Consider the following 22,620-nt stretch of genomic DNA (forward strand, 5'->3'; position numbering starts at 1 on the left):
TTCTGTTCAATGCCCTTTGCGCCCGTCTGACGCCGCCTTAGGGTGCGTCATGATCAGCCAGAACAGGACGCTGTAATGATGAGAACCCGATTTGCCGCCATCTTGCTGGGCCTCGCAGGCCTCACGGCCTGCGCCTCGGTCGAGCCAAAGCCCTGCACGGCTGAATGGGTCGACTACAAGACCGACAAGGTGCTGAAGAAATTCGCGTCCAACAATCGCGGCATGATCAACGACCTGCGTCGCCTGCAGAATGCCGATGGCGATGTCGACCCGTTCGTGGCCATGCAGCTGCTTTCGAAGAAGAACCAGATCGAACGCTTTGCCGACACGTTCCAGACCATTGTAGTTCCAGAGCTGCAAGCTGCGGTCGACCAGTGCGGCGACGCGGAACTTATTCCTGCGTTCACCGAGTTCCTGCGCAATGAAGGCGTGGGCGACGCGACGCTTCAATGGGTTGGCCCGTTGATCGGATTGATGCAGGACATGCGCGAGCCACAAAACCAGCGACCAAACACGCTCTAGGTAACGCCCGCATGAAGACGCTCATTGTTGTCCCTGCCCGCTATGGCTCGACCCGTTTTCCGGGCAAGCCGCTGACACTGATTGCCGGCCAATCCATGGTCAGCCGCGTCGCCGCCATGGCCGCCAAGGCCGCTGCCGCGCTTGAAGACGCAGCGCATGTTGTCGCGACCGACGATGCGCGCATCGAGGCGCATTGCAAGGAACGCGACATTCCCGTCGTGCTGACCGACCCGGCCCTGCCATCGGGCAGCGACCGCGCTTTGGCCGCCGCAGATGCGCTGGGTGTCCTGCCGCAGGTCGTGGTCAATCTGCAAGGCGACTCGCCGTTCACGCCGCCCGCACACATCATCGCGGTGGCCGAAGCCGTACTGACATCGGGAACGGACGCCGCGACGCCCTATGTGCGCCTGACATGGGAGGCGCTGGATGACCTGCGCGCGCACAAGCTGGAGACGCCGTTTTCCGGCACCACGCTGACGCATGATACCGAGGGCCGCGCACTCTGGTTTTCGAAAATCATCCTGCCTGCCATGCGCAAGGAAGCGGCGCTGCGGGCCGCTGGGGACCTGTCACCGGTCTGTCGGCATATCGGCCTTTATGCGTTTCGCTTTGAAGCTTTGCGGCGGTATGTGAGCCTGCCCGAAGGCCATTACGAGCAGTTGGAAGGGCTGGAACAACTGCGTCTTCTGGAGAATGGCATGTCGATCCAGTGCGTTGAGGTTGCGCCCGATACGATTGCGATTCCGGGTATTGATACGCCGCAAGACGTTGCGCTGGCCGAACGGCTGATCCGCGACCATGGCGACCCGGCGGGGGCGTAAGACCCTTGGCCCGCCTGATCATCCTGCGCCACGGCAATACGTTCGACAAGGGTGATACCCCGACCCGGGTCGGGGCGCGGACGGACCTTTCCCTGTCCGTTTCGGGGTACACGCAGGCCCATTCACTGGCCGCACATTTCCGCGATACGGCCTTCCGCGCCGCCTTCTGCTCCCCGCTGCTGCGGACGCGGCAGACGGCCCGTGCCGTGCTGGACGCCCGGCCGCACGCGCCCGCCTTGCGCATCCTGCCCTTCCTGACGGAAGTCGACTACGGACCGGACGAGAACCAGACGGAAGAGACGGTGATCGCGCGGATAGGCACCGAGGCCCTCGCAGCATGGGACCGTGACGCTACGCCGCCGCCCGGCTGGCAGGTTGACCCGGCCGCTTTGCGCGCCGCCTGGGCGAGCCTGCTGGAGCGCGCGGCAGAGTTGGATGCAGATGACACTGTGCTGATCGTGACCAGCAATGGCATCGCGCGCTTCCTGCCGGATGTCGTGGATGGCCAGCCAGAGGGTCTTGACCGGAAGCTGAAGACCGGCGCTTGGGGCGTTGTGGACGTCGGCCCGGACGGCACGCGTATCGTCGACTGGAACCTGCGGCCTTAAGCGACTTCGCGGGCCTCTTCCTCGGCGACGCGTTCACTGGCGCCTGAGATGGGCAGAAGGATAGAGACGGTCGTGCCTTCGCCTTCGATGGATGAGAGGCTCATATGCCCACCATGCATTTCAGCGAAGGATTTGGTGAGTGCAAGGCCGAGACCCGTGCCTTCATAATTGCGATCGCGCGTGCCTGAGACCTGCTCGAACGGCTTGGCGAGACGGGGAAGGTCCTCAATCGGAATGCCGATGCCCGTGTCGGTGACACCGATCTGGATGTCTGCGCCGCGCTGTTCAACGGTTACGGTGATCGTGCCGCCTGAATCGGTGAACTTGATGGCGTTCGACAAGAGGTTCAGCACCATTTGACGGATCGCACGGTGGTCGGCGTCAAGGTCCGGCAACCCGGGCTGCGCATCCAGCACGATCTGGATGCCCTTGTCCTCAGCCTTGCGGCGGATCATGCGTACCGCGGCGTCGACCGGATCGACCGGGTCAATCGGTTGCGGGTTGATGGTCATCTTGCCGGCTTCGATCTTCGCCATGTCGAGAATGTCGTTGATCATGTCGAGCAGGTGCTGGCCGGATGTCAGAATGTCGTGGGCATAGCCCTTGTAGCGCTGATCGCCGAGGGGGCCGTAAAGTTCGTGCGCGAGGATTTCCGAGAAGCCGTTGATCGCGTTAAGCGGCGTGCGCAGCTCATGGCTCATATTGGCAAGGAAAGCAGACTTGGTGTGCGCGGCGTGCTCGGCCTTGGCCTTCTCTTCAGAATAGCGCCGTGCCAGTTCGCCCGCGCGACCTTCAGACCGTTCGAGATCCAGCACGGCCTTGCGCATGCTCTGCTTCTGGCGCTTCAGGGCTTCTTCATTGTGCACATTCTCAGTCACGTCGATACCGACCGTGATCAGTCCGCCGTCAGATGTCGGCCGCTCGACAAGCTTCAGCCAGCGATCCGTCTGCAACTCCACCAACAGAGTGCGTGCATCCTCGGAGGATTGCTTCTCGGCGCGGATGGCGCCTGTGCGAGCGATCATGATTGTATCATAGCTGATGCCGGGCCGCAGCGTATCCTGCAGGCCGAAGTCGAGCGCGAAGGCACGGTTCCAGTAGAGCAAACGCTTGCGATGATCCCAGAGTGCAAAGGGACCGTTGAAGCCTTCAATGGCTGTGCGCAGGCGGCGCTCGGCCGCTTTCACACGGTCTTCCGATTGCTTGCGCTCGGTAATGTCGAGCACGATACCGCCGAAAATCGCCGCCTTACCTGTCGGATCATCCGTCATGCTGCCACGCATCTCGATCCAGAGTGGCGGTTCGGAATGGGAGAGGAACTGCGTCTGGATCCACCCAATGTCGCGGGCCTTCTCGAATGTATCGATCATGCGGGCCTGATGCTCCGGATGGACCTGCTGCAACAGGGCCTGCACGTCGATCAGGCCGGAGCCGTCCATTCCGAAAAGGTCTGACGCCCCATCGCTGAGGAAGACGGCTGAACTGCCGGGTGCCCATTCCCAATAGCCTGCCCGCGCACCGCGCATCACGAGGCCCATGATGCGGTCGGCCTCATCCTCACGCGTTTCCTCGATCAGGGTGACGGCGTCCTCGCGCGAAAGACGGTTCATCAGGCCGACAATGGCCAGCACGGGCGCCGCCAGCAACAGGGCGAAGATGAGCAGGCGGACGAGATCATCCAGCGTAAAGAGGGGATGAAGCACGCTCTCGCAAACAGCAGCAGGGCTGCCGTCCAGAGGCACACATGCAGTGGCCAGCCGGTTGAAATCGGGGGCCGATGTGAGACGGGCCTCGCCGGGCTTGAGGGTAAGCGTTGCCGATTCGAGCGCCGGGTCGCCGGACCCCACGCTGGTATTGCCGGAGACCAGGGTCACCCTGCGACCTGCACCGGCCGCTGGGAGCCAGGTTCCGCCCGGAGCCAGGGCCAGCATGGCGCCGCCTTCTTCCGGACTGGAGACGAGAACGATGTCACCCTGCGAAGAGACACTAAAGCGCTGCCCTTGTTCAAGGAGAGAGGCAGCCGTTTGTGCGGCAACCTCCAACCGGCTTCCGGCAGGCGATTGCTGGGCATCCTTGAGCGAGAGAACCGCATCAACGCCCGGCGTTGCGGTCGCGATGGCAGAACGGGACGCGCCAGACTCGGCGACGAGGCGGATGGCAATTTCAGCTGTCTCGGCGCGGCCTTCCATACGGGCCGCTGTGGCGGCGGCTTGGGCGTGAAGCCCTGACAGAAGCGCGGCATCAGCACTCTGGCGCTCTTCCCATGCCTTGAGACCGAGGGCGCTGGCCATGAGGACGATTATGGCAAGGATCGTCCACTTCAGCCGAACGGAAGCCCGTGCAGACGCCTTGTCTGCAACGGTCATTCCATCAAAACTGACGATTTGATCCGCCAAGAAGGCTCCACTCCCCGTAACTGGACATACTTACCCGTATACCGTTTTCCGGTGGAATCATTGCCTAAGTGTTAATAATCCTGACGAAATCGTTAACTACTTCAGCCAAGCGCCCGACCGACAATGTCTGCCGAATTGGGCGACAGTTTCGCTTCCTGTAGTCGCTTCAGGGTGGCCTGCGCTGCAGCGCCTGCCTTTGGCTCCAGCACGCGCCATTGTTCGAAGGCGGTGATGAGGCGAGCGGCGAGGGCCGGGTTGGCGGCGTCGGCCTTGAGGATGATGTCCTCGACAGCGCGGTATCCCGAACCGTCCGGCGCGTGGAAGGCCGCCAGGTTGGCAGTCGAGAAGACGCCGACAACCGAGCGCACGCGGTTCGGGTTTTTCAGGTCGAACTCCGGATGGGCGGCCAGTTCGGCAACCGTCTCGGCCGTTCCCTGCCCGGCCTGCACGGCGAACCACTTGTCCATGACAATCGGGTTGTGTTTCCAGTTTGTCTCGAAATCAGCCAGCGCTTCGTCACGCTCCGGGCATTCTCCGTGCATCGTAAGGGCTCGCATGGCGGCGAGGCGTTCCGTCATGTTCGTCGCCTTCTGGTACAATACCAGTAGCTTGCGGCGCGCGTCCTTGTCCTCGGACGCGCCGAGCAGATTGATGCACGCCCCGCGGAAGGCCCGCACACCGGCCTGTTCCGCCGAAGGCGCATAGGGCGCTGGGGATGGGGCTTCGAGCGTGGTTCCGACCGTGTCCGAAAGCGCTTCAGCGAGAGCCGCCTGCAGGCGCTTGCGGGCAGAATGGAGGGCGACCGGGTCAGCCGGTTCACGCTCGAGAAACAGTTCGCCGACTTCCGGCAGGCGCGTCAGAAGCGCCGCGAGGGCCGGGTCATCGCCTGCGTTGCGGATGGCGGCAGCAATGGCACCGACGAGTTCGCTGTCGGGCCTGGTCTGGCTGCCCTCGGAGAGCTTGAGGATTTCCTCGGTGACGAGCGTGCGCACGCCTTCCCACTGGTTGAAGGGGTCTGTCTCGGCCACGACGAGGGCAAGCCTCTGGTCGCGGGTAAGGTCACGCTCGACGCGGACCGGGGCGCTGAAGTCGCGGTTGACAGACAGGAGGGGACGCCCGGCGGCTGCCTTGCGGGTGATCGTCGTTTCAGCGGTGTCCAGCACTGTCATCCAGGCATCTGTGCCGCCCTTGCCGTCAAGCACAGCAAGTTCCAGCGGTATGGGAACAGGCTTCTTGTCGGGCTGTCCGGGTGTTGGAGGGGTTGTCTGGGAGAGGTTGATGGTGAGTTCCTTGGTGGCCTCGTCCCAGCTTTCCTCCACCGTGACGCGCGGCGTACCGGCCTGTGCATACCAGAGGCGGAACTGGGTGAAGTCCTTGCCGGTCACGTCCTCGAAGCATTTGTAGAAGTCCTCGATCGTGACGGCCTGGCCATCATGGCGCTCGAAATAGAGATCCATGCCTTTGCGGTATGTTTCCTCGCCAATGATGCGGCGAAGCATGCCGATGACTTCGGCGCCCTTCTCGTAGACGGTGGCCGTATACAGGTTATCGATCGAGCCATAATTATCTGGTCGGACCGGGTGGGCCAGCGGGCCAGCATCTTCGGCGAACTGGCGGGAGCGCAGACGGATAACGTCCTTGATGCGCTGCACCGGGCGCGAGCGCATGTCGGCGGAGAAGTTCTGGTCGCGGAAGACGGTGAGGCCTTCCTTCAGGCAAAGCTGGAACCAGTCGCGGCAGGTGATGCGGTTGCCGGTCCAGTTGTGGAAGTATTCGTGGGCAACGATGCTCTCGATGGCTTCGAAGTCTGCATCGGTGGCGGAGTCCTCATCGGCGAGAACATAAGCCGAGTTGAAGACGTTGAGGCCCTTGTTCTCCATGGCGCCGAAATTGAAGTCGCGCACGGCAACGATGTTGAAGACGCCAAGATCGTATTCGCGGCCATAAGTCTGCTCGTCCCAGGTCATGGAGCGCTTGAGACTGTCCATCGCCCAGGCGGCGCGGTCTGCATCGCCCTTGTCGACATGGATGGCGAGGTCGATGTGCTTGCCGCTCATCGTGGTGAAGCTGTCGCGATAGACATCATAGTCGCCGGCGCAGAGCGCGAAGAGATAGGACGGCTTCTTGTGTGGATCGTCCCACGTGATCGTGTGGCGACCGTTGCCTGCATCTTTCACATCGCCAGGCGTGCCATTGGACAGCATGATCGGACAGGCTTCCTTGTCGGCAACAATGGTAACGAAGAAGCGGCTCATTACGTCCGGGCGGTCCGGATAATAGGTGATGCGGCGGAAGCCGACCGATTCGCACTGCGAGCAGAAACGCCCGCCTGACATGTAGAGGCCGGACAGCGCAGTGTTCTTTGACGGCGCAATCACCACGACGGTGCGGAGGGTGAACTGATCCGGCACATCCGCCAGCGTCAGGCCATGTTCCGTCAGGCTGTAATCGGAAGGCGTCAGCGCGCGGCCGTCGATCTCGACCGAAACCAGTTTCAGTGCTTCGCCGTCCAGCTCGAGTGGCGCATTGCCTGCCCCTGCCTTGCGCGTGACCTTGAGCTCAGCGGTCACCTTGGTTGCATCCGGGTCCAACTCGAAAGACAGCTCGACATGATCCATATCGAATGGATAAGGCGTATAGTCGGCGAGCTTGACGGCAACGGGGGTTTCAGTGCGCATGATGTCTCCGGAAAACGGCAGCGGGATATGGGCTCGATACGGCCTCGGACGGACCGCGTCGAGGGTTGGCGTCACTGACATCGGGACGGAACGGTCCGTTTCCAAGGGGCAGCGCGCCCCGGGACTGCAGGAAATACGAGGGAATACGCGCGGATGAGCCAGCTATTGTCCCTGATGGGCTCGCCCATCGTCCGGCGCATCGCCGGTATAACCAGCCTGCTGGTTGCCGTCGTCATTGCCATCCTGTCGCTCGTGCCGGGACAGGACCTGCCGGACGTACACCTCAGCGACAAGGTTGAACACGCGATTGCGTATTTGGTTCTGGCGGGCCTGATCTGCTTCTGGCTCGGGCGCGAGCGTATCGTTCGAGGCACAATTGTCGCCGTGGGCTACGGCGCGGTGCTGGAATTTGCGCAGGCGCTTGCCGGCACGGGGCGCACGCCTTCGCTGCTGGACGCCGGGGCGAACCTTCTGGGCGCCTGCATCGGCGCGGGCCTGGCGTGGATCGCGCTCGCCACAGCGCGGGCGCGCTAAGGCAGTCTATTCGGCAGCTGCCGGCACCGAATCTTCTTCAGACTGGTACACATGGCGCAAGATAAGCGCGCAGTGACTTGCCAATTGCATCGCGCCTTCCGGCAGGTCTTCAGGAGCGGCGCTTGCCATGTCCGCCAGTCTGCGGGCTATGCGCAGGAGGTCCGGCGTGTGGACGATCATGCGGGCCTGGTGCTCAATGCGGCGCGGGTCGCGGTCATATTCGCTACCTGTCACACGCCAGCCGCCCCAATCACCATCATCGGTGACAATAACGGGAAAGGTCGCAGGATTGGGATCAATGCCGAGCATGGCCATGGAGCGCCACTTGATCAATTTGCGGTCGATCCGCCATTGTTCGAGCAGAAATTCCTCTTCGTCATCCTCGGGGCGCTGATGCTTGTGCATCGACTGTTCGGAGACGAGTTCGTGCGCTTCGAAGCGGCGACCCAGCCCACAATCATATGACACTTTCAAAGGCTCATCGACATTCTTAACCCATTGCGGAATGACCTGTTCGACCAGCGCCCAGGTGCCAACAGGTTTTACAAAGACGCGTTGCGACTTGTGGAAGGTTGCCTTGGCCATAGTTCGGTGTCCCCTAAACTAACACCCCAACCTGCCAGAATCCCCTTTCTTTGAGCTGAAAACGATAGGTCAAATTTCACCTATCGCCGGGTGTTGCCCAATTGAAATCGAGGATTTCCGCTGGGTCACGGCTTTCCGCGCACGTAAAGGGCGCTAGATTGGCACCATAGCAAAGTTATGCGCCTCCACAGGAGGCCAGGGAGCCAGACGCCATGAATTTCGATTTTTCCGAGGACCAGAGATTTCTCGCCAATGAGGCGCGAAAATTTCTCGAAAGCCAGTGCGGGATGGGCGAAGTCCGCGCCATCCTGAATGACGACTCCAAGGCCTATAATGAAGGCGTTTGGAAGAAGGTCGTCGAGATGGGCTGGCTCGGCACAAGCATTCCGGAAGAGCATGGCGGCCTCGGGCTCGGCATGCTGGAAATGTGCGTTCTGGCCGAAGAGATGGGCCGCGTTCTGGCGCCCGTGCCATGGGCTTCGACGGCATACTTCTTTACTGAAGCCCTGAAGCTTGCAGGCTCCGAAGCCCAGCAGGCCGATATTTTCCCGAAGATCGTTTCAGGTGACGTAATCGGTTGTTACGCGGCCAGCGAAGGCCCGGGTAACCCGGACGCTGCTTCGCTCAAGACGACTTTTGACGGCAAGACTGTCAGCGGCGTGAAAGTTCCTGTCACGGATGGTGACATTGCCACGCACGCCGTCGTGCTGGCCAAGGACGGCAAGGGCGCAAGCCTTGTGCTGGTCGACCTGTCCGGCAAGGGCGTGTCGAAGAAGGTTCTCTCGACACTGGACCCGACCCGCAGCCATGCCGAACTGAGCTTTGACAAGGCGCCAGCCACTTTGCTCGGCAAGTCCGGCGAAGGCGCGGTTCTGAACGATGAACTGCTCGACCGCGTGGCCGTGCTGATCGCGTTCGAACAATTGGGCGGCGCCTCGCGCTGTCTCGAAATGGCAAAAGAGTATGCCATGGAACGCTACGCCTTTGGCCGCCCGATCGGCGGCAACCAGGCCATCAAGCACAAGCTGGCCGAGATGTACGTGAAGAACGAAGTGGCACGGTCGAACTGTTTCTATGGCGCCTGGGCGCTGTCGACGGATGCAACCGAACTGCCTGAAGCCGCAGCTGCTGCCCGCGTGGCCGCATCGGAGGCCTTCTGGTTTGCCTCGAAAGAAAACATCCAGACGCATGGCGGCATGGGCTTCACATGGGAAGTCGACTGCCACCTCTTCTACCGCCGTGCCAAGCTGCTCGCAGTTCAAGCCGGCAGCCCCAAGGTATGGAAAGAAAAACTCGTCCGCGCGCTGGAAACGAAGAATGCGGCCTGATTTCGACATCCCCTACTTGGTCAGGCGGCCCCCACATGGGCGCCGCCTGACCAGGATGTCATTCGCCGTGGCCGGCCTCGGCCTCGGCTGCGGGAGCGGTAGCGGTCCAGCTGACGCTCGACTTCGGCGTCTTGCCGGCACCGGCAAAGACCTGCAGCGAAGCGGAGTCATAGGTGACGTCGAAGCTCTCGATGAGCGCGCCGGTCTCACTCATGAAGGTGCTGTAATTGTTCACGACAACACTGCTGAGCATCCACACAGTCCGCGTCGTGGCGGCGGAATCAGAGACGATGATTTCGAATTTGGGCATCGCCTCGCCGTCAATAACATGCTGCAGGACCTTGGCCGAAGCGGCATCAAACGTCCGCGTCACGTAGATCGCGCCACTGGCCAGCGTGCTGCGGGCCGGCGCAACCGGCATGAAGCTTTCGGGATCCACGACGGCCTGACGCGAGACACTGAACGACACGTTCGTGATCGGGACATCGACACCGTCGAGTTTCATCATGCCGTCTGCCTGAGCCGCACCCATAATGCACAAGGCCGAAGCGGCCACCGAAAGATACCTGAGCGAGTTCAACATAAAAAAGGGTCCTTGATGCGAGATCCGTCACGACCAGCCCAATGCGGTGTCGCGCAGATCATGCCCCTTCTTAAACAGCGCAATTTGGAAGTGATTATGGCGACCCGGTGGTCGCAACCGTCAAAGCAAACAAATATTTCTGGAGGAAATTGAGTATGGACTTCAACGACACGAAGGAAGAAGCAGAGTTCCGCGCCGAAGCCCGCGCGTTCCTCGACAAGCACCTCGAACCAAAGACGGGCGCACGCCCACGGCCGGGTTCCGGCAAGGACGCGCTGCAGCGCGCCAAGGACTGGCAGAAGGTGAAGGCGGAAAACAAGTTCGCCCAGATCACCTGGCCTGAGGAATGGGGCGGCCGCGGTGGCACGTCCATGCAATCGGTCATCTGGGGTCAGGAAGAGGGCAAGTATGATGCCCCGACCGGCCCGTTCGCCATCGGCCTCGGCATGTGCGTGCCAACCGTCATCGCGTTCGGCTCAGACAAGCACAAGGAACGCTATGTCGAGAAGGCGTTGAAGGGCGAGGAGATCTGGTGCCAGCTCTTCTCCGAACCTTCTGCAGGCTCTGACGTTGCCGGCCTCAAGACGAAAGCCGTGAAAGACGGCGACGAGTGGGTGATCAATGGCCAGAAAGTGTGGACCTCGGGCGCGCACTATTCCGACTTCGGTATCGTGCTCGTGCGGACCAATCCGAAAGTGCCAAAGCACAAGGGCCTGACCATGTTCATCGTGAACATGAAGCAGAAGGGCGTCGAAGTGCGTCCGATCCACCAGGCTTCCGGTGGCCGCGAGTTCAACGAAGTCTACTTCACGGACGTGCGCATTCCTGACTCCGACCGGCTCGGCGAAGTCGGCGCTGGCTGGAAAGTCGCCCTCGTGACGCTGATGAACGAGCGTCTCGCCGTCGGCGGCTCGCCGGGTCCTGACTGGGGCGAGATCATGGCATATGCGAAGGACGCAGGTTCCATGGGCGACCAGGCCTTCCGCGAGAAGCTGGCTGACTGGTATGTCGCGGCACAGGGCTACAAGCTGACGAAGTTCCGCACCATGACCGCTCTGTCACGCGGCCAGACACCGGGACCGGAAAACTCGATCGGCAAGATCATCACGGCCAACCACCTGCAGGACATCTGCAACTCGGCCATCGAGATGCAGGACCATTACGGCATCATCAATGATACCGAGACGATGCCAGGTGACGCCATCTTCCAGCAAAGCTTCATGTGGGCCCCTGGCCTGCGTATTGCCGGCGGCACGGACGAGATCCTGAAGAACATCATCGCCGAACGCGTGCTGGGCCTGCCCCAGGACGTGCGCGTCGACAAGGACATGCCATTCGACGAGATGAAAGCCGGTTAAGGCCGCTCGCGTCAGGACTTCGGTTCTGGCGCGACCGCCTTTTCGGCGACAAAGGCAGCGACATCACTGACACAGGCCCTGCCCGCATCGGTCAGGGCCTTTGCACGTGAGGCATTGTCACTGCCCTGCGCCACAGCCGATGTTGAGACACTGGTCTGCGCGAGCATCTTGCGCGAACGGCCTTCAAGCAGGGTCGCCTGAATGCGGCACCGCGCGGTCGTTCCACTCAGCGTGAAATCGGACATGCGCCAGGCCAGTTCGAAATCTGCGTCCGCGCCGGTGTCAGAGCCGATAGCGACACCACCGCCCTCGCCGCCGAGGGAATCCAAAAGCGCGATCTGCATCATGCGCGTGGCGCTGTCGGTCCACTCCACACCGGGCACGAGGCGAAGCGCTCCGCTGCTATCCTCTGACGCAATGGCGCGACCACCGAAAAGGCGCGAGGCTTCCGGCTCCCGAATGATGATAGAGGCATCAATGGGATGCACCGTCTCGGTCGGACCGAACCGGTAGAGACCCTCAGGAACCTTTTGCTCCGGTAGAAGCGATACACATGATGCGAGGCTGGCAGCAGCCAGCGTAATAGCAATTCGGCGCAACATCAGCGCTCTCCTTCATAGGGAATAGGGTCGCCAGCGACGAAGCTCTGGGGATTGCGTTCGATCTCGCGGGCGACGCGGTCGAGACGGTTGATCAGAACGCGCAGGTCCTGGCTGGCCAGCCGGGCGTCTTCGATAGCAGACGTCGCCGGGCCCTCAATGGCGTCAGCCGCCGCAGAGACGGCCCGGTTGCTCTGTTCGATGGTTTCGTTGGCAGTCTTTGTAATGCTGCGCACATCGCTGACGACGAGGTCCAGTTGATCTGCCAATTCGGCAACGCGCGTATTGGTGTTATTGCTCAGCGTCTCAAACGAAGCGGACGCGCCTTCGAACTTGCGCGTCGCGTTGGACACATCGTCCAGCGTGGCCGAGGCCTTGTCGGCGAGGCCATTATCCTGGGCGATCTTGCCGCTGAGCAATTCGAGATTCTTGAGCGTGGTCGACAGGGCATCAATGTTCTCGTCGGTGAAGACGAGGTTCACACGCTGGATGGCCTGGTTGGCGTTGCCCAATACTTCCGTGCCGCCTGAAAAGAGCTCGTCCAGCTGCGTGCGCTCGGCCTTGATGACGGGAACAGGTTCGCCCGCGCGCGCTTCGAGTGGATCGCCCGTACCGGCCGTGATCTGGATAAAGGTGGTGCCTGTAATACCGGCCAGCTGGATTGAGGCGGTCGAGTCCTTTCGCACCGGCGTTTCGCGGTCGATGCGGATACGGGCGCGAACCTTGGACGTGTCGGCCCGGTCAATTCGCACGGTCGAGACCTCACCCACCTTGATGCCGATATAGCGGACAGCCGAGCCTTCCTCAAGGGAGACAGGCCCTTCGAACACGATGTCGTAGGCCTTGAAGTCCTGCCGGAACTGGGCTTGCCCCAGCCACATCACGAAGCCCGCAACCGCGAAGGCCGCGATCAGCACAAAGGCGCCGATGAGGGCATAATTAGCGCGCGTTTCCATATCCGGTCTCCATTCTAGTGTCCGGTAGCGGCACGGCCACGCGGGCCGCCAAAATATTCCTGCACCCACGGGTGATCGAAGGCGCGTAGTTCGTCGATCGTTCCAATCGCCAGCACTTTTTTCTCGCCGAGTACGGCGATCCGGTCACACACCGCATTCAAAGTATCGACATCATGGGTCACAAGAAAGACGGAGAGCCCCAGCGATTGTTGCAGCTGGCGCAATAGCGTGTCGAAGCCGGCCGCCGTGATAGGGTCGAGGCCGGCGGTCGGCTCGTCAAGGAACAGAAGTTCGGGGTCGAGGGCCAGAGCGCGGGCCAGCGCCGCGCGTTTGCGCATGCCACCGGAAAGGTCTGACGGAAACTTGTCGCCAGCGTCCGGCTCAAGGCCTGCGAGACGGATCTTCATGTCGGCCAGTTCTGCGCTGAGCTTGGGCCCCAGGTTCGTGTGCTCTTTCATGGGCACCATGACATTCTCGCGCACCGTAAGGTTCGAGAACAGAGCGCCATCCTGGAACATCACGCCCCAGCGGCGCTCAAGGCCACGGCGCTCTTCATCGCTAAGCGTATCAAGCTTCTTCCCAAAGACTTCGACCGTACCGGCCGACGGCTGCTTCAGCCCGACAATGGCGCGCAGAAGGACGGACTTGCCCGTACCGGACGGCCCGACCACGCCAAGCACTTCGCCGCGCTGGACGTCGAGATCGAGATGCTCGTGCACGGTATGCGTGCCAAAACGCGTCTCCAGATCGCGGATGCGGATGATCGGCTCGGCGGTCATATGCCAAGCTCCATGTAGAAGATGGCGAACAGCGCATCGATGGCAATGATCGAGAAAAGGGCCTGCACGACGGACGTTGTTGTTGCCCGGCCAAGGGACTGGACGCTGCCGCCAACGTTAAGTCCCTGACGGCACGCGATGAGGACACAGACAAGGCCGAAGACGGGCGCCTTGGACATGCCGACCCAGAACTGGTCGATCGGCACGGAATCCCTGAGGCGCACAATGAACACGCCCGGATTGATATCGAGGGACAGCCAGGCAACCATCACGCCGCCGGCAATACCGGCCAGCGTCGCCGCAAAGGCGAGAACGGGCGTCATGATAAGCATGGCCAGCACGCGTGGCACGACCAGCACTTCCATCGGCTTCAGGCCGAGTGTCTGCATGGCGTCGATTTCCTGACGCATTTTCATCGTGCCGATCTGCGCAGTGAAAGATGAATTGGTGCGGCCCGCCAGAACGATGCCCGTCAGAACCACACCAAATTCACGCAGTTCAGAATAGCCGATCAGCTCGACCGTGTAGATTTCCAGATCGAAACTCTTGAGCGTGGTCGCGCCGATGAAGGCGATGACCATGCCGACGAAGAAGGAGAGGAAGGTGATGATCGGCAGCGCATCGAGCCCGGACTCTTCCATGACAGCGACGATGCTGGTCCAGCGCAGTTTCCACGGCTGCACGATAAGGCGCGCACAGGTCACAAGCGTTTCACCGAGAAAGGCCAGAGTCGAAATACTCTCAGCCGCAATATGAACGAAGGTTCGGCCGGTCCGGTCGAGCAGCGCCCTGATGCTGCCATCCTGCGGCGGGCTCTCTGGCGCGGGGCTGGATACGGCATGGATCTGTGCGATGAGGCGGGCGGCGCTTGCATGCTCGCCAATAATCTCGGGTTCGCCCTCTTCGTCTGAACCCGCCGCGCGCAATGTGCGGTCGATGATAAAGGCGCCTGCCGTGTCAAGCGTTCCAAGATCGGAGACATCCACGGCGAGGGGAGAGGAGACGTTCAGGGCGCGCAAGGCATCGTCAACGTCCTGCACATGCTGGACGGTCCAGTCCCCGGTCAGCCGGAGGACGGTGCGTTCGTCACTTTCATCAAGCGCGAATTCGGGGGAGACTGTTTCTGCCATCAGCGTGTAACTACCTGACTTGCCTAGCAAAACATGCTTAAGGCAAGGGCATTGGAATAGATGAAATTTCATCCATCGGGACAAGGCATGAGCAATCGGCACCTCGAAATCTCCCGCGTCTCATCGCCCCTGAGAGTGGCTTTTGCCATTTCCCGCGGGGCGAAGACCGAGGCCAACACTGTTCTTGTTCGGTTGCAGCAGGGCGCCGCTACCGGCTGGGGCGAGTGTGTTCCCTATGCGCGCTATGGCGAGACCGTCGAGAGCGTAATGGGCGCCATCGAAGCAATGCGGGGCGCCATTGAAGGCGGACTAAGGCGGGATGATCTCCAGACGCAGATGCCCGCTGGCGCCGCCCGTTGCGCGCTGGACTGCGCGCTGTGGGACCTAGAAGCGAAGATGAGCGGCACGCCCGTCTGGCAACTGGCAGGGCTGCCGGAACCTAAACCTGTCGAGACCGCCGTGACCGTGACCCTCGACACGCCGGAGGCCATGGCGCTCGCCGCCACAACAACGCAGGGTCGTCTCCTCAAGCTGAAACTCGGAGGCGCGGAAGATCTGAAACGGATCGAGGCGGTGCATCTGGCCCGCCCTGATGCACGTCTGATTGTCGACGCCAATGAAGGGCTGCTTCCGGCTGACTTCCCCGCCATTTCCAAAGCGGCAGCCGATCTTGGCGTCGTGCTGATCGAACAGCCCTTCCCCGCTGCCGATGATGAGGCACTGGTGCGCCGCCCTGCTCCGGTTGCTATCTGCGCTGACGAAAGCGCGCATACGAGCGCGGACATACAGGATCTCGCCCGCCGCTATGACGCGGTGAACGTGAAGCTCGACAAGACCGGCGGCCTGACCGAAGCGCTTGCCATGGTGCACGCTGCCCGGGCCAGCGGCATGGGCGTCATGGTGGGGTGCATGGTCGCCGGGTCCATCTCTATGGCGCCAGCCGTGCTGCTCGCGGGTCTCTGCGACGCCGCCGACCTCGACGGGCCCCTCTGGCTGAAAGAGGATGTCGCGAACGGCCTCACCTATCGCGACGGCTGGGTCGATCCGCCGACGCAGGCGCTTTGGGGCTAGGGTTACGCGACGCGATGCGAGCAGGTGGCGATCTGCCCGTTGCCGTTGATCAGATGACCTCTTAGGGTTTGCGCCGACAACAGACCCGGGAGGAAATGGGCATGGCGAAAGCCGAGGTGCAGGGATTCGTGCACGATAAATTCGAAGGCGTGCGGGACCAGTTCCAGACACATCTGGACACCGGCGCGGACATTGGGGCGTCCTTCTGCGTGACGAAGGACGGCGAAACGGTTGTCGACCTTTGGGGCGGCTATGCCGATGTCGAGAAAACGCGGGCCTGGGAAAAAGACACAATCGTCAACGTCTACTCAACGACGAAAACGATGACGGCGCTGATGGCTCTTTGGCTGGCAGATCGTGGCGAACTCGATTTCGACGCGCCAGTCGCGAAGTACTGGCCGGAATTTGCCGCCAATGGGAAAGCCGACATCAAGGTCAGCCATTTGATGAGCCATTCGGCTGGCCTGTCAGCCTGGCGCGAACCCATGACGAATGAAGACCTTTATGACTGGGAGAAAGCGACCAGCCTTCTGGCTGCGCAGGCGCCCCTGTGGGAACCGGGCAGCGTGCCCGGCTATCATGCCATCACGCAGGGCTATCTCGTGGGTGAAGTCATCCGCCGCATAGCCGGCAAGACCGTCGGCACGCTCTTTCGCGAAGAGATTGCCGAGCCACTGGGCGCGGATTTCCATATCGGGCTGCCAGCCTCGGAAGACGCGCGGGTTGCCGACCTGAAGCCGCCGGCGGATTCCAGCTTCGGGGCTGGCCCGGACATGACGGAGGTCCTGAAGCTCACGCGCGGAAATCCCGGCGTGGATGTCGGCGATACACGCACACGCGCCTGGCGCGGCGCCGAAATCCCGGCAGCAGGCGGTACGGGCAATGCGCGGTCTGTCGCGACGATCCACACCATCCTTGCCAATGGCGGCGTGGCCAACGGCAAGCGCTTTATGAGCGAGGCAGGCTGCCGCAAAGCGCTGGAAGAACAGATCCAGGGCACGGACCTGATCCTCGGCATCCCCGTGCGTTATGGCCTTGGCTTTGGACTGTCAGGTCCGATGTCGCCTGCCCTCAATGAGCATTCCATGTTCTGGGGCGGTTATGGCGGCTCCCTCGCGCTGATCGATATGCAATCGCATACAACCATGTCCTATGCGATGAACCTGATGCAGGGAACCACGACGGGCGACATGCGCGCGATCACCCTCGCCATGCAGTCATGGCAGGCACTCAACGCTTAAAGCCCCAGGCCCTATTTCGCCGGGTCGAGGATGTCCTTGAATCCGCTCGGCGCGTGGGGGCCGAGGAAGAGCTGTTCGAATGTGCCGATGCCTTCGGAGCCGAGACCATCTGGCCCTTCATGCCGGGCGCGGACGATTTCCTGTATGTGCAGGTTCTCGATGACATGCCACGGCATCTTGGCAGGCTCGAAATCCTCGCGTGCAATAGCGAGCTGGTCGCCCCGGAACGCGCCATGGCGATACTTGTCATGGCCATAGCCGATGCCCTTCATAAGGAAGGTGCCCATCGGCTCGAACGTGACCTTGTGAGCGCGGCCGCTCGGGTCGGTCATGTCCAGCTGGGCGCTCTGCATGCGGCGGGTGCCGGGGGTATAGACCGTATTCATCTTGGCATCGGCAAGGTGAATACCACCGCCCTGCTCTACGCCATCAGGCACAATGACGGCGCGCGTGTTCCACGGCGTGCCGGTCTCGTCATGATTGACGTGATAGAACATGGAGAGGTTCGGAAAATTGGTTGGCGTCCAGATCCAGTAGAATTGCGGTGGCGGCGCCGGGATCAGCGGCTGGGCATCCGGCGCGCCGATCGGGCGCACGCCCCATGAGCGGTCGCGCGTGCCGGTAAAGTCGGCCGGCTTGATGTCGATCTCGGTACCGTCCATGCGCAGGCTGCCGGACCAGCGACCGTTCTGGGTCATGCGCGTCAGGTCCATCATCATGCGCGGACCCTGACGACGGGTGAAGCGCGGCTCTTCAATCGGGAAGGCGCGGCCTTCGAACTCGACGTCGAGGGCGAGGCCCTCGGTTTCCTCAAGGCGCAGGCGGATTTTCTTCAGCGGCTCAATCACCTCGACCGAGAGCGGGCCGACATGCGTGTCCATGCGCTCCATGTTAAGCGGCCGCGAGAGATAGACGCTGGCCTGCTTGCCATTCCGAAGGATGGAGACGGCGCCGTCTATAATGTTCAGGTGCGGGTAGACGCCCATGGCAGCGGCAAAGAAAGTCGAGCCATCAGCGCTGTAGCCGTTGAAGAAATACCGGTCATAGAAATTACGGTCGGAACCGGAATAGGCAACGGGTTCCGGGGTCTGGTGGATGGGGTATTCGTCACCGGCGCTCAGCATGGGATATCCTTCCTTGGGGTCACCTCTTGGCGGGTGATCTGTCGCGTTTACGGTGGACGATGGAGGTCAGCCCATCAAGGGGTGACGCAAAGGGAGGTAGCGCAATTGATGTCACAGATGACGGCGGCAGAGGCCAATACATTCCTGTCGGGCGCATTCAAGAGTTCCGGAAACCGGAGCGAAGTGACGCTGATGGAGAAAGGCCGCGCCGTGGTAAGGCTGGTGGCTGATGAGACGCACTTGCGGCCCGGCGGCTATATTTCCGGGCCGACGCAGATGAGCCTCGTCGATACGGTCGCCTATATGGCGGTGATGACGCTGACGGGACACGAGCCGATGACGGTGACGAGCAATCTGAACATCAACTTCCTGCGGCCCTGTATCGGCCCCGTGGTCGTCGCTGACGCGCGCGTTATGAAGATCGGCCAAGCGCTCGCCGTGATGGATGTGGACGTGCGTATCGAGGGCGCCGAGAAGGCCGCGAGCCATGCCATCGTGACCTATGCCCTGCCCCGCAAATCGGAAGCTGGCGCATGAACCGGCTGGGCCTTGCTGCCGCGCTCACCGGCTTTGCCGCCGTCGCGCTCGGCGCGTTTGGCGCGCACGGGCTGAGTCTCGACGGGGATGCGCTGGACTGGTGGAACAAGGCGACGCTTTACGGACTGGTGCATGCTGCCGCTGCGCTCGCCATTTCGATCAGCGTACAAGCCGGGCTTTTGCGCCGCGCAGGCTGGGCCTTCGTTCTGGGCGCGGTGATCTTTTCAGGCTGCCTCTATGCAATGGCATTGGGCGCGCCTCGCTGGCTGGGCGCAGTCGTGCCGCTGGGCGGCGTTTCGTTCCTGGCGGGATGGGCGCTGGCCGCAGTGAGCGCCGTTCGGCGCTAACCGACGATCGAGTTCAGCGAGGCGTATTTGTCTGCCAGCTTGTCGGCCGTCTTGCGGGCGGAATCGATCGTATCGGCAAAATCAGAGAGTTCGGCATCGACCGGGGCCGTATCCATATCCATGTCAGAGCGGGCCGCCACAGTGCTGAGCGCGCTCTGGAAATTGCGATAGGCCGTCTGGGCACGCACAAGGGCGCGTTCATAGCTCATCACATCGGTACGCGTGGCAGCGTCAGCAGCGGCGCTGTTCAGAACGGCCTTGGCTTCCTGAGAGACCGAAGCAAGGCCTGTTCGGGCCGCTTCACTGTCGGCAGAGATGCGCGAGAGAACGATGGCCGGGGCGTTTGTCGCGGCGCCGATGCGGGTGGCATAATCGTCTGGCGCGTCGCCGCGGCCATTGATCAGCATGTCGGCGAAGCCAGCGAGACCGCCGGACGCTTCGACCCAACCTTGCTCGGCGGCGCTGTCAGAATATTCAGCCGAAACCTTGCGCAGGGCAGACTGGTTGTGCGAGAGGCCGCTTTCCACTGTCGTTTCCCCCGGCATCATCGAGACGGTTGCGCAACCGCCAAGAAGGCATAGGGATAAACTCAGGACTACGCTACGCATCAAACAGCCACCTCAAAACACATTTCGGGTCCCCACCCGTAATAATTCTTACGAATGGTAAAGAGCCAAGTCCAGTGATAGTTCCGAGACTTGCTGACAATTAGTGAAGAACGCATGAATAAGCGCCAGACCCGACGCACATTGTATCCACGACACGACTCTCGCCACAGCGGACGGCTCCGCGTATCGGATATTCACGAGATTTACTGGGAGGAATCAGGCAACCCGGACGGCATTCCGGTCGTCGCCCTGCATGGCGGGCCCGGCGGCGGATCGAACCCCGAGATGCGCCGCTTCTTCGACCCGACCCGGTATCGCATCTTCCTGTTCGACCAGCGCGGCTGTGGCCGCTCGACCCCGCACTCGGAACTCCGCGAGAACACCACCTGGGATCTTGTCGATGACATGGAGACATTGCGCGAGCATGTCGGCGTCGACCAATGGGTCGTTTTCGGCGGCTCGTGGGGCTCGACCCTGTCGCTCGCCTATGCCGTGACGCATACGGAGCGGGTGCTGGGCGTGGTGCTGCGAGGTGTGTTTCTCGTTTCGAAGGCCGAGATCAGCTGGTTCTACCAGTCGGGCGCGAGCCGCCTGTTCCCGGATTCCTATGATCGCTATATCGCGCCGATCCCCGAGGACGAGCGCGGCGACCTGCTGAATGCTTTCCACAAACGCCTGATCGGCAGCGACAAGAATGCCCGTATAGAAGCGGCCCGCGCCTGGGCCCGCTGGGAGGGCGAGACGCTCTCCATCAAAGGCCCGGTGACAACGCCGCCACGCTTCAACGAGGATGAGTTCGTTGATGCCTTTGCGCGGATCGAGTGCCACTATTTCGTCAATCGTGGTTTCTTCGCGCATGATTCCTGGTTGCTGGAAGAATGCGAGCGCAAGCTGAAGGATGTGCCGGGCATGATCGTGCACGGGCGCTATGACGTGGTGACGCCGCTGTCGACGGCCTGGGCGCTGTCCAAGGCGTGGCCGAAAGCGCAACTGCACATCATTCCTGATGCGGGTCACTCCTCGATGGAGCCGGGCATTGTCGACCACCTCATACAGGCCACGGATGATCTGGCCGAAATGTTCCGACCGACAAAAAAGGGCTGATGCGCCAGCGACGCCTGTGAGGGCGCTTGGGGGTGTAGTCTGCTTTTCGGAGTTTGAGTTTCGGGTCAGGTGTCCGGGATTGGGCCCAGTTTTTCCACAAAGAGCCGTATCCCCAGCGAAAGCTGGGGCCCAGAGCCGCAGAGACTTGCACCTGCCGGACTGGATCCCAGCGTGCGCTGGGAAAGCGGGACGGGAGGAGAAAGCAGGTCTTCCCCTGCGAGTGCGTGAGCGAGCCGATCCGAGACCGGAGCCCGGAAACTGCCCGAAGGATGCGCGGTCATGTCGTCGGACAGAAAGACCAGGTCCACGCGGCCATGGTTTGTAACCGCCCAGAGCATCTGCGAGCCGGGGCCGCCATTTGCCTTGAACCATGCGCGCAAGCGCTGGATCCGGAAATAGATCAGCGGCCAGATTGGCAGCAAGTACCAAGGCAGGCCCGGCATGGGGCGGAAGAGGGTAAACTCTGGCATCGGGCGCATTATACGCCGGGGTCGATTGAGGTTGGATAAGTCCCCCTCCGTCTGGCCGCTACGCGGCCAGACACCTCCCCCGCTGCGCAGGGGAGAATAAGGGGTGCAACGCCACTATTCGACCGGCGGGACCCAGTTGGGGCCGAGGAGGACGGTCAGCGCACCGGGCAGCGGCACGTGGTACTGGTCCTGGATCTTGTCCATGAAGCCGAAGACCAGGATGATGCCGACAAAGGGCGGCACGAACCAGCGCATCACGAAGCGCCAGAGGTTCATCACCGTGCCTTCGCCAAGCTCCGAGGTCAGCATCTCGCGGCTGAGCACCCAGCCCGCGAAGATGACCGTCAGCAGGCCGCCGAGCGGCAGCAACAGGCCTTCGGTCATGAAGTCCATGAAGTCGAGATATTCGAGCGAGAAGACATAGGCGGCGCCGATCATGAACAGGGCAAAGCCCATGCCGCATGCTGCGCCGAGGCGCGTGACGCCCTGGCGTTCCTCAAGCCAAGAGACGCCGACTTCCATCAGCGAGATGGACGAGGTGAAGGCCGCAAAAAGCGCAAGGGCAAAGAAGACCGAAGCGAAGATGGCGCCGCCCGGAATGGCGCCGAAAGCCACCGGCATGGAGATGAAGAAGAGGCTGGGGCCGCCCGCCGGGTCGAGGCCTGCGGCGAAGACGATCGGGAAAATGGCAAAGCCTGCGATCAGCGCGACCAGCGTGTCGGAGCCGACGACGATGAGCGACGAACGGGTGATGTCGGTATCCTTGGACAGATAGGCGCCATAGGTGATCATCAGACCAACGCCGACACCGATGGAGAAGAAGGCTTGGCCGATGCCGGCGAGGAATGTGCCGAAGCCGACATCTTCCCATTTTGGCTGGAGAATGAAGGCTGCTGCGCGGGCCGTGTCCCCATTGGTGACAGAGAAGCCGACCACAACGATCAGCATGACGAAGAAGGCTGGCATCAGGATGGATGAGGCCTTTTCGATGCCGCCCTTGATGCCACGCCCGACGACGAAGGCGTTCGCGCCAATGAAGCAGGCCAGCAGGAAGAGAATGTACCATTTCGATCGCAGCGGATGTTCGCCCTGCCCGATCGTGTCAGCGAAGTTCTGGCCGGAGGCCGCCGCGTCCATGCCGTCGAAACCGCCGAAGGACTGGATAAGGAACGCGATCAGCCAAGCGGAGATAACCACATAGAAGGAGAGGATAAAAATGTATGGTCCGCCCCGTCATTGCA

The 22,620-nt window shown here is 61.8% G+C and carries 23 protein-coding genes; 11 read left to right on the plus strand and 12 right to left on the minus strand.

Translation table 11 applies throughout. The features are described 5' to 3' along the window. Positions 1 to 75: 75 nt before the first annotated feature. The 3 genes from HOC_RS04635 to HOC_RS04645 are packed head-to-tail and all read left to right on the plus strand — an operon-like array spanning position 76 to position 1,951. Positions 76 to 522, plus strand: coding sequence for a hypothetical protein (locus HOC_RS04635; RefSeq protein WP_035536168.1), 447 nt, complete (start codon positions 76 to 78; stop codon positions 520 to 522). Positions 523 to 533: 11 nt separating this feature from the next. After that, the gene (locus HOC_RS04640) at positions 534 to 1,343 is read left to right on the plus strand and encodes a 3-deoxy-manno-octulosonate cytidylyltransferase family protein (RefSeq protein WP_035536170.1); all 810 of its coding nucleotides are present in this window, start codon (positions 534 to 536) and stop codon (positions 1,341 to 1,343) included. 5 nt (positions 1,344 to 1,348) lie between these two features. After that, complete coding sequence (locus HOC_RS04645) at positions 1,349 to 1,951, plus strand: histidine phosphatase family protein (protein WP_035536171.1); 603 nt, start codon at positions 1,349 to 1,351, stop codon at positions 1,949 to 1,951. Here the strand turns inward: HOC_RS04645 and HOC_RS04650 are convergent. Both HOC_RS04650 and pepN read right to left on the minus strand, forming a co-directional pair. After that, complete coding sequence (locus tag HOC_RS04650; protein WP_051624525.1) at positions 1,948 to 4,347, minus strand: sensor histidine kinase; 2,400 nt, start codon at positions 4,345 to 4,347, stop codon at positions 1,948 to 1,950. The two genes, HOC_RS04645 and HOC_RS04650, sit on opposite strands and share 4 nt — an antisense overlap. Positions 4,348 to 4,448: 101 nt before the next feature. Continuing rightward, on the minus strand, positions 4,449 to 7,025 hold the full coding sequence (pepN, locus tag HOC_RS04655; protein ID WP_035536174.1) for an aminopeptidase N: 2,577 nt from the start codon (positions 7,023 to 7,025) through the stop codon (positions 4,449 to 4,451). 153 nt (positions 7,026 to 7,178) lie between these two features. Here pepN and HOC_RS21045 point away from each other — a divergent pair, with 153 nt between their 5' ends. Continuing rightward, complete coding sequence (locus HOC_RS21045; protein ID WP_051624526.1) at positions 7,179 to 7,559, plus strand: VanZ family protein; 381 nt, start codon at positions 7,179 to 7,181, stop codon at positions 7,557 to 7,559. A 6-nt stretch (positions 7,560 to 7,565) separates the two neighbouring features. Here the strand turns inward: HOC_RS21045 and HOC_RS04660 are convergent, their stop codons facing one another. After that, complete coding sequence (locus HOC_RS04660) at positions 7,566 to 8,144, minus strand: hypothetical protein (RefSeq protein ID WP_035536177.1); 579 nt, start codon at positions 8,142 to 8,144, stop codon at positions 7,566 to 7,568. A 212-nt stretch (positions 8,145 to 8,356) separates the two neighbouring features. Here HOC_RS04660 and HOC_RS04665 point away from each other — a divergent pair, with 212 nt between their 5' ends. Next, complete coding sequence (locus tag HOC_RS04665; protein ID WP_035536179.1) at positions 8,357 to 9,472, plus strand: acyl-CoA dehydrogenase family protein; 1,116 nt, start codon at positions 8,357 to 8,359, stop codon at positions 9,470 to 9,472. Positions 9,473 to 9,530: 58 nt separating this feature from the next. Here the strand turns inward: HOC_RS04665 and HOC_RS04670 are convergent, their stop codons facing one another. Beyond that, positions 9,531 to 9,980, minus strand: coding sequence for a type VI secretion system tube protein Hcp (locus HOC_RS04670; RefSeq protein ID WP_035536182.1), 450 nt, complete (start codon positions 9,978 to 9,980; stop codon positions 9,531 to 9,533). A gap of 230 nt (positions 9,981 to 10,210) precedes the next feature. Here HOC_RS04670 and HOC_RS04675 point away from each other — a divergent pair, with 230 nt between their 5' ends. Continuing rightward, positions 10,211 to 11,413: an acyl-CoA dehydrogenase family protein gene (locus tag HOC_RS04675; protein WP_035536184.1), complete on the plus strand. Its 1,203-nt coding sequence runs from the start codon at positions 10,211 to 10,213 to the stop codon at positions 11,411 to 11,413. An 11-nt stretch (positions 11,414 to 11,424) separates the two neighbouring features. Here the strand turns inward: HOC_RS04675 and HOC_RS04680 are convergent, their stop codons facing one another. The 4 genes from HOC_RS04680 to HOC_RS04695 are packed head-to-tail and all read right to left on the minus strand — an operon-like array spanning position 11,425 to position 14,877. Further along, positions 11,425 to 12,015, minus strand: coding sequence for an ABC-type transport auxiliary lipoprotein family protein (locus HOC_RS04680; RefSeq protein WP_035536187.1), 591 nt, complete (start codon positions 12,013 to 12,015; stop codon positions 11,425 to 11,427). After that, the gene (locus HOC_RS21050) at positions 12,015 to 12,968 is read right to left on the minus strand and encodes an MlaD family protein (RefSeq protein WP_051624527.1); all 954 of its coding nucleotides are present in this window, start codon (positions 12,966 to 12,968) and stop codon (positions 12,015 to 12,017) included. Before HOC_RS21050 ends, HOC_RS04680 begins: the two co-directional genes overlap by 1 nt. 14 nt (positions 12,969 to 12,982) lie before the next feature. Next, positions 12,983 to 13,747 carry an ABC transporter ATP-binding protein gene (locus HOC_RS04690; RefSeq protein ID WP_035536190.1) on the minus strand — a complete coding sequence of 255 codons (765 nt, stop codon included), beginning with the start codon at positions 13,745 to 13,747 and terminating at the stop codon, positions 12,983 to 12,985. Continuing rightward, positions 13,744 to 14,877 carry an ABC transporter permease gene (locus HOC_RS04695; protein ID WP_035536192.1) on the minus strand — a complete coding sequence of 378 codons (1,134 nt, stop codon included), beginning with the start codon at positions 14,875 to 14,877 and terminating at the stop codon, positions 13,744 to 13,746. Before HOC_RS04695 ends, HOC_RS04690 begins: the two co-directional genes overlap by 4 nt. An 87-nt stretch (positions 14,878 to 14,964) precedes the next feature. On the opposite strand from HOC_RS04695, the gene dgcA reads away from it, so the two are divergent. Together dgcA and HOC_RS04705 are read left to right on the plus strand one after the other, a co-directional pair. After that, complete coding sequence (gene dgcA, locus HOC_RS04700; RefSeq protein WP_051624528.1) at positions 14,965 to 15,948, plus strand: N-acetyl-D-Glu racemase DgcA; 984 nt, start codon at positions 14,965 to 14,967, stop codon at positions 15,946 to 15,948. Positions 15,949 to 16,049: 101 nt separating this feature from the next. Further along, the gene (locus HOC_RS04705; protein WP_035536275.1) at positions 16,050 to 17,189 is read left to right on the plus strand and encodes an EstA family serine hydrolase; all 1,140 of its coding nucleotides are present in this window, start codon (positions 16,050 to 16,052) and stop codon (positions 17,187 to 17,189) included. A gap of 11 nt (positions 17,190 to 17,200) precedes the next feature. Here HOC_RS04705 and HOC_RS04710 read toward each other — a convergent pair whose 3' ends face one another. Further along, positions 17,201 to 18,313, minus strand: coding sequence for an Rv3169 family protein (locus tag HOC_RS04710; protein ID WP_035536200.1), 1,113 nt, complete (start codon positions 18,311 to 18,313; stop codon positions 17,201 to 17,203). Positions 18,314 to 18,421: 108 nt separating this feature from the next. On the opposite strand from HOC_RS04710, the gene HOC_RS04715 reads away from it, so the two are divergent. After that, the gene (locus HOC_RS04715; RefSeq protein WP_035536202.1) at positions 18,422 to 18,850 is read left to right on the plus strand and encodes a PaaI family thioesterase; all 429 of its coding nucleotides are present in this window, start codon (positions 18,422 to 18,424) and stop codon (positions 18,848 to 18,850) included. After that, a complete protein-coding gene (locus HOC_RS04720) occupies positions 18,847 to 19,197 on the plus strand; it encodes a DUF423 domain-containing protein (protein ID WP_035536204.1) in 351 nt (116 codons plus the stop codon). Before HOC_RS04715 ends, HOC_RS04720 begins: the two co-directional genes overlap by 4 nt. Here the strand turns inward: HOC_RS04720 and HOC_RS04725 are convergent. Continuing rightward, positions 19,194 to 19,805 (minus strand): hypothetical protein, encoded by a 612-nt coding sequence (locus tag HOC_RS04725; protein ID WP_156950377.1) that lies wholly within the window; start codon positions 19,803 to 19,805, stop codon positions 19,194 to 19,196. The genes HOC_RS04720 and HOC_RS04725 overlap by 4 nt on opposite strands. A gap of 114 nt (positions 19,806 to 19,919) precedes the next feature. Between HOC_RS04725 and pip the strand changes: the two genes are divergently transcribed. Next, positions 19,920 to 20,909: a prolyl aminopeptidase gene (pip, locus tag HOC_RS04730; RefSeq protein WP_035536209.1), complete on the plus strand. Its 990-nt coding sequence runs from the start codon at positions 19,920 to 19,922 to the stop codon at positions 20,907 to 20,909. 65 nt (positions 20,910 to 20,974) lie between these two features. Here pip and HOC_RS04735 read toward each other — a convergent pair whose 3' ends face one another. Then, a complete protein-coding gene (locus tag HOC_RS04735) occupies positions 20,975 to 21,379 on the minus strand; it encodes a hypothetical protein (RefSeq protein WP_156950378.1) in 405 nt (134 codons plus the stop codon). Positions 21,380 to 21,493: 114 nt separating this feature from the next. Then, positions 21,494 to 22,597, minus strand: coding sequence for a sodium-dependent transporter (locus HOC_RS04740; protein WP_084146133.1), 1,104 nt, complete (start codon positions 22,595 to 22,597; stop codon positions 21,494 to 21,496). Between the last annotated feature and the right edge of the window lie 23 nt (positions 22,598 to 22,620).

The organism is Hyphomonas oceanitis SCH89 (genome assembly GCF_000685295.1).
Taxonomy (GTDB): Bacteria; Pseudomonadota; Alphaproteobacteria; order Caulobacterales; family Hyphomonadaceae; genus Hyphomonas; species Hyphomonas oceanitis.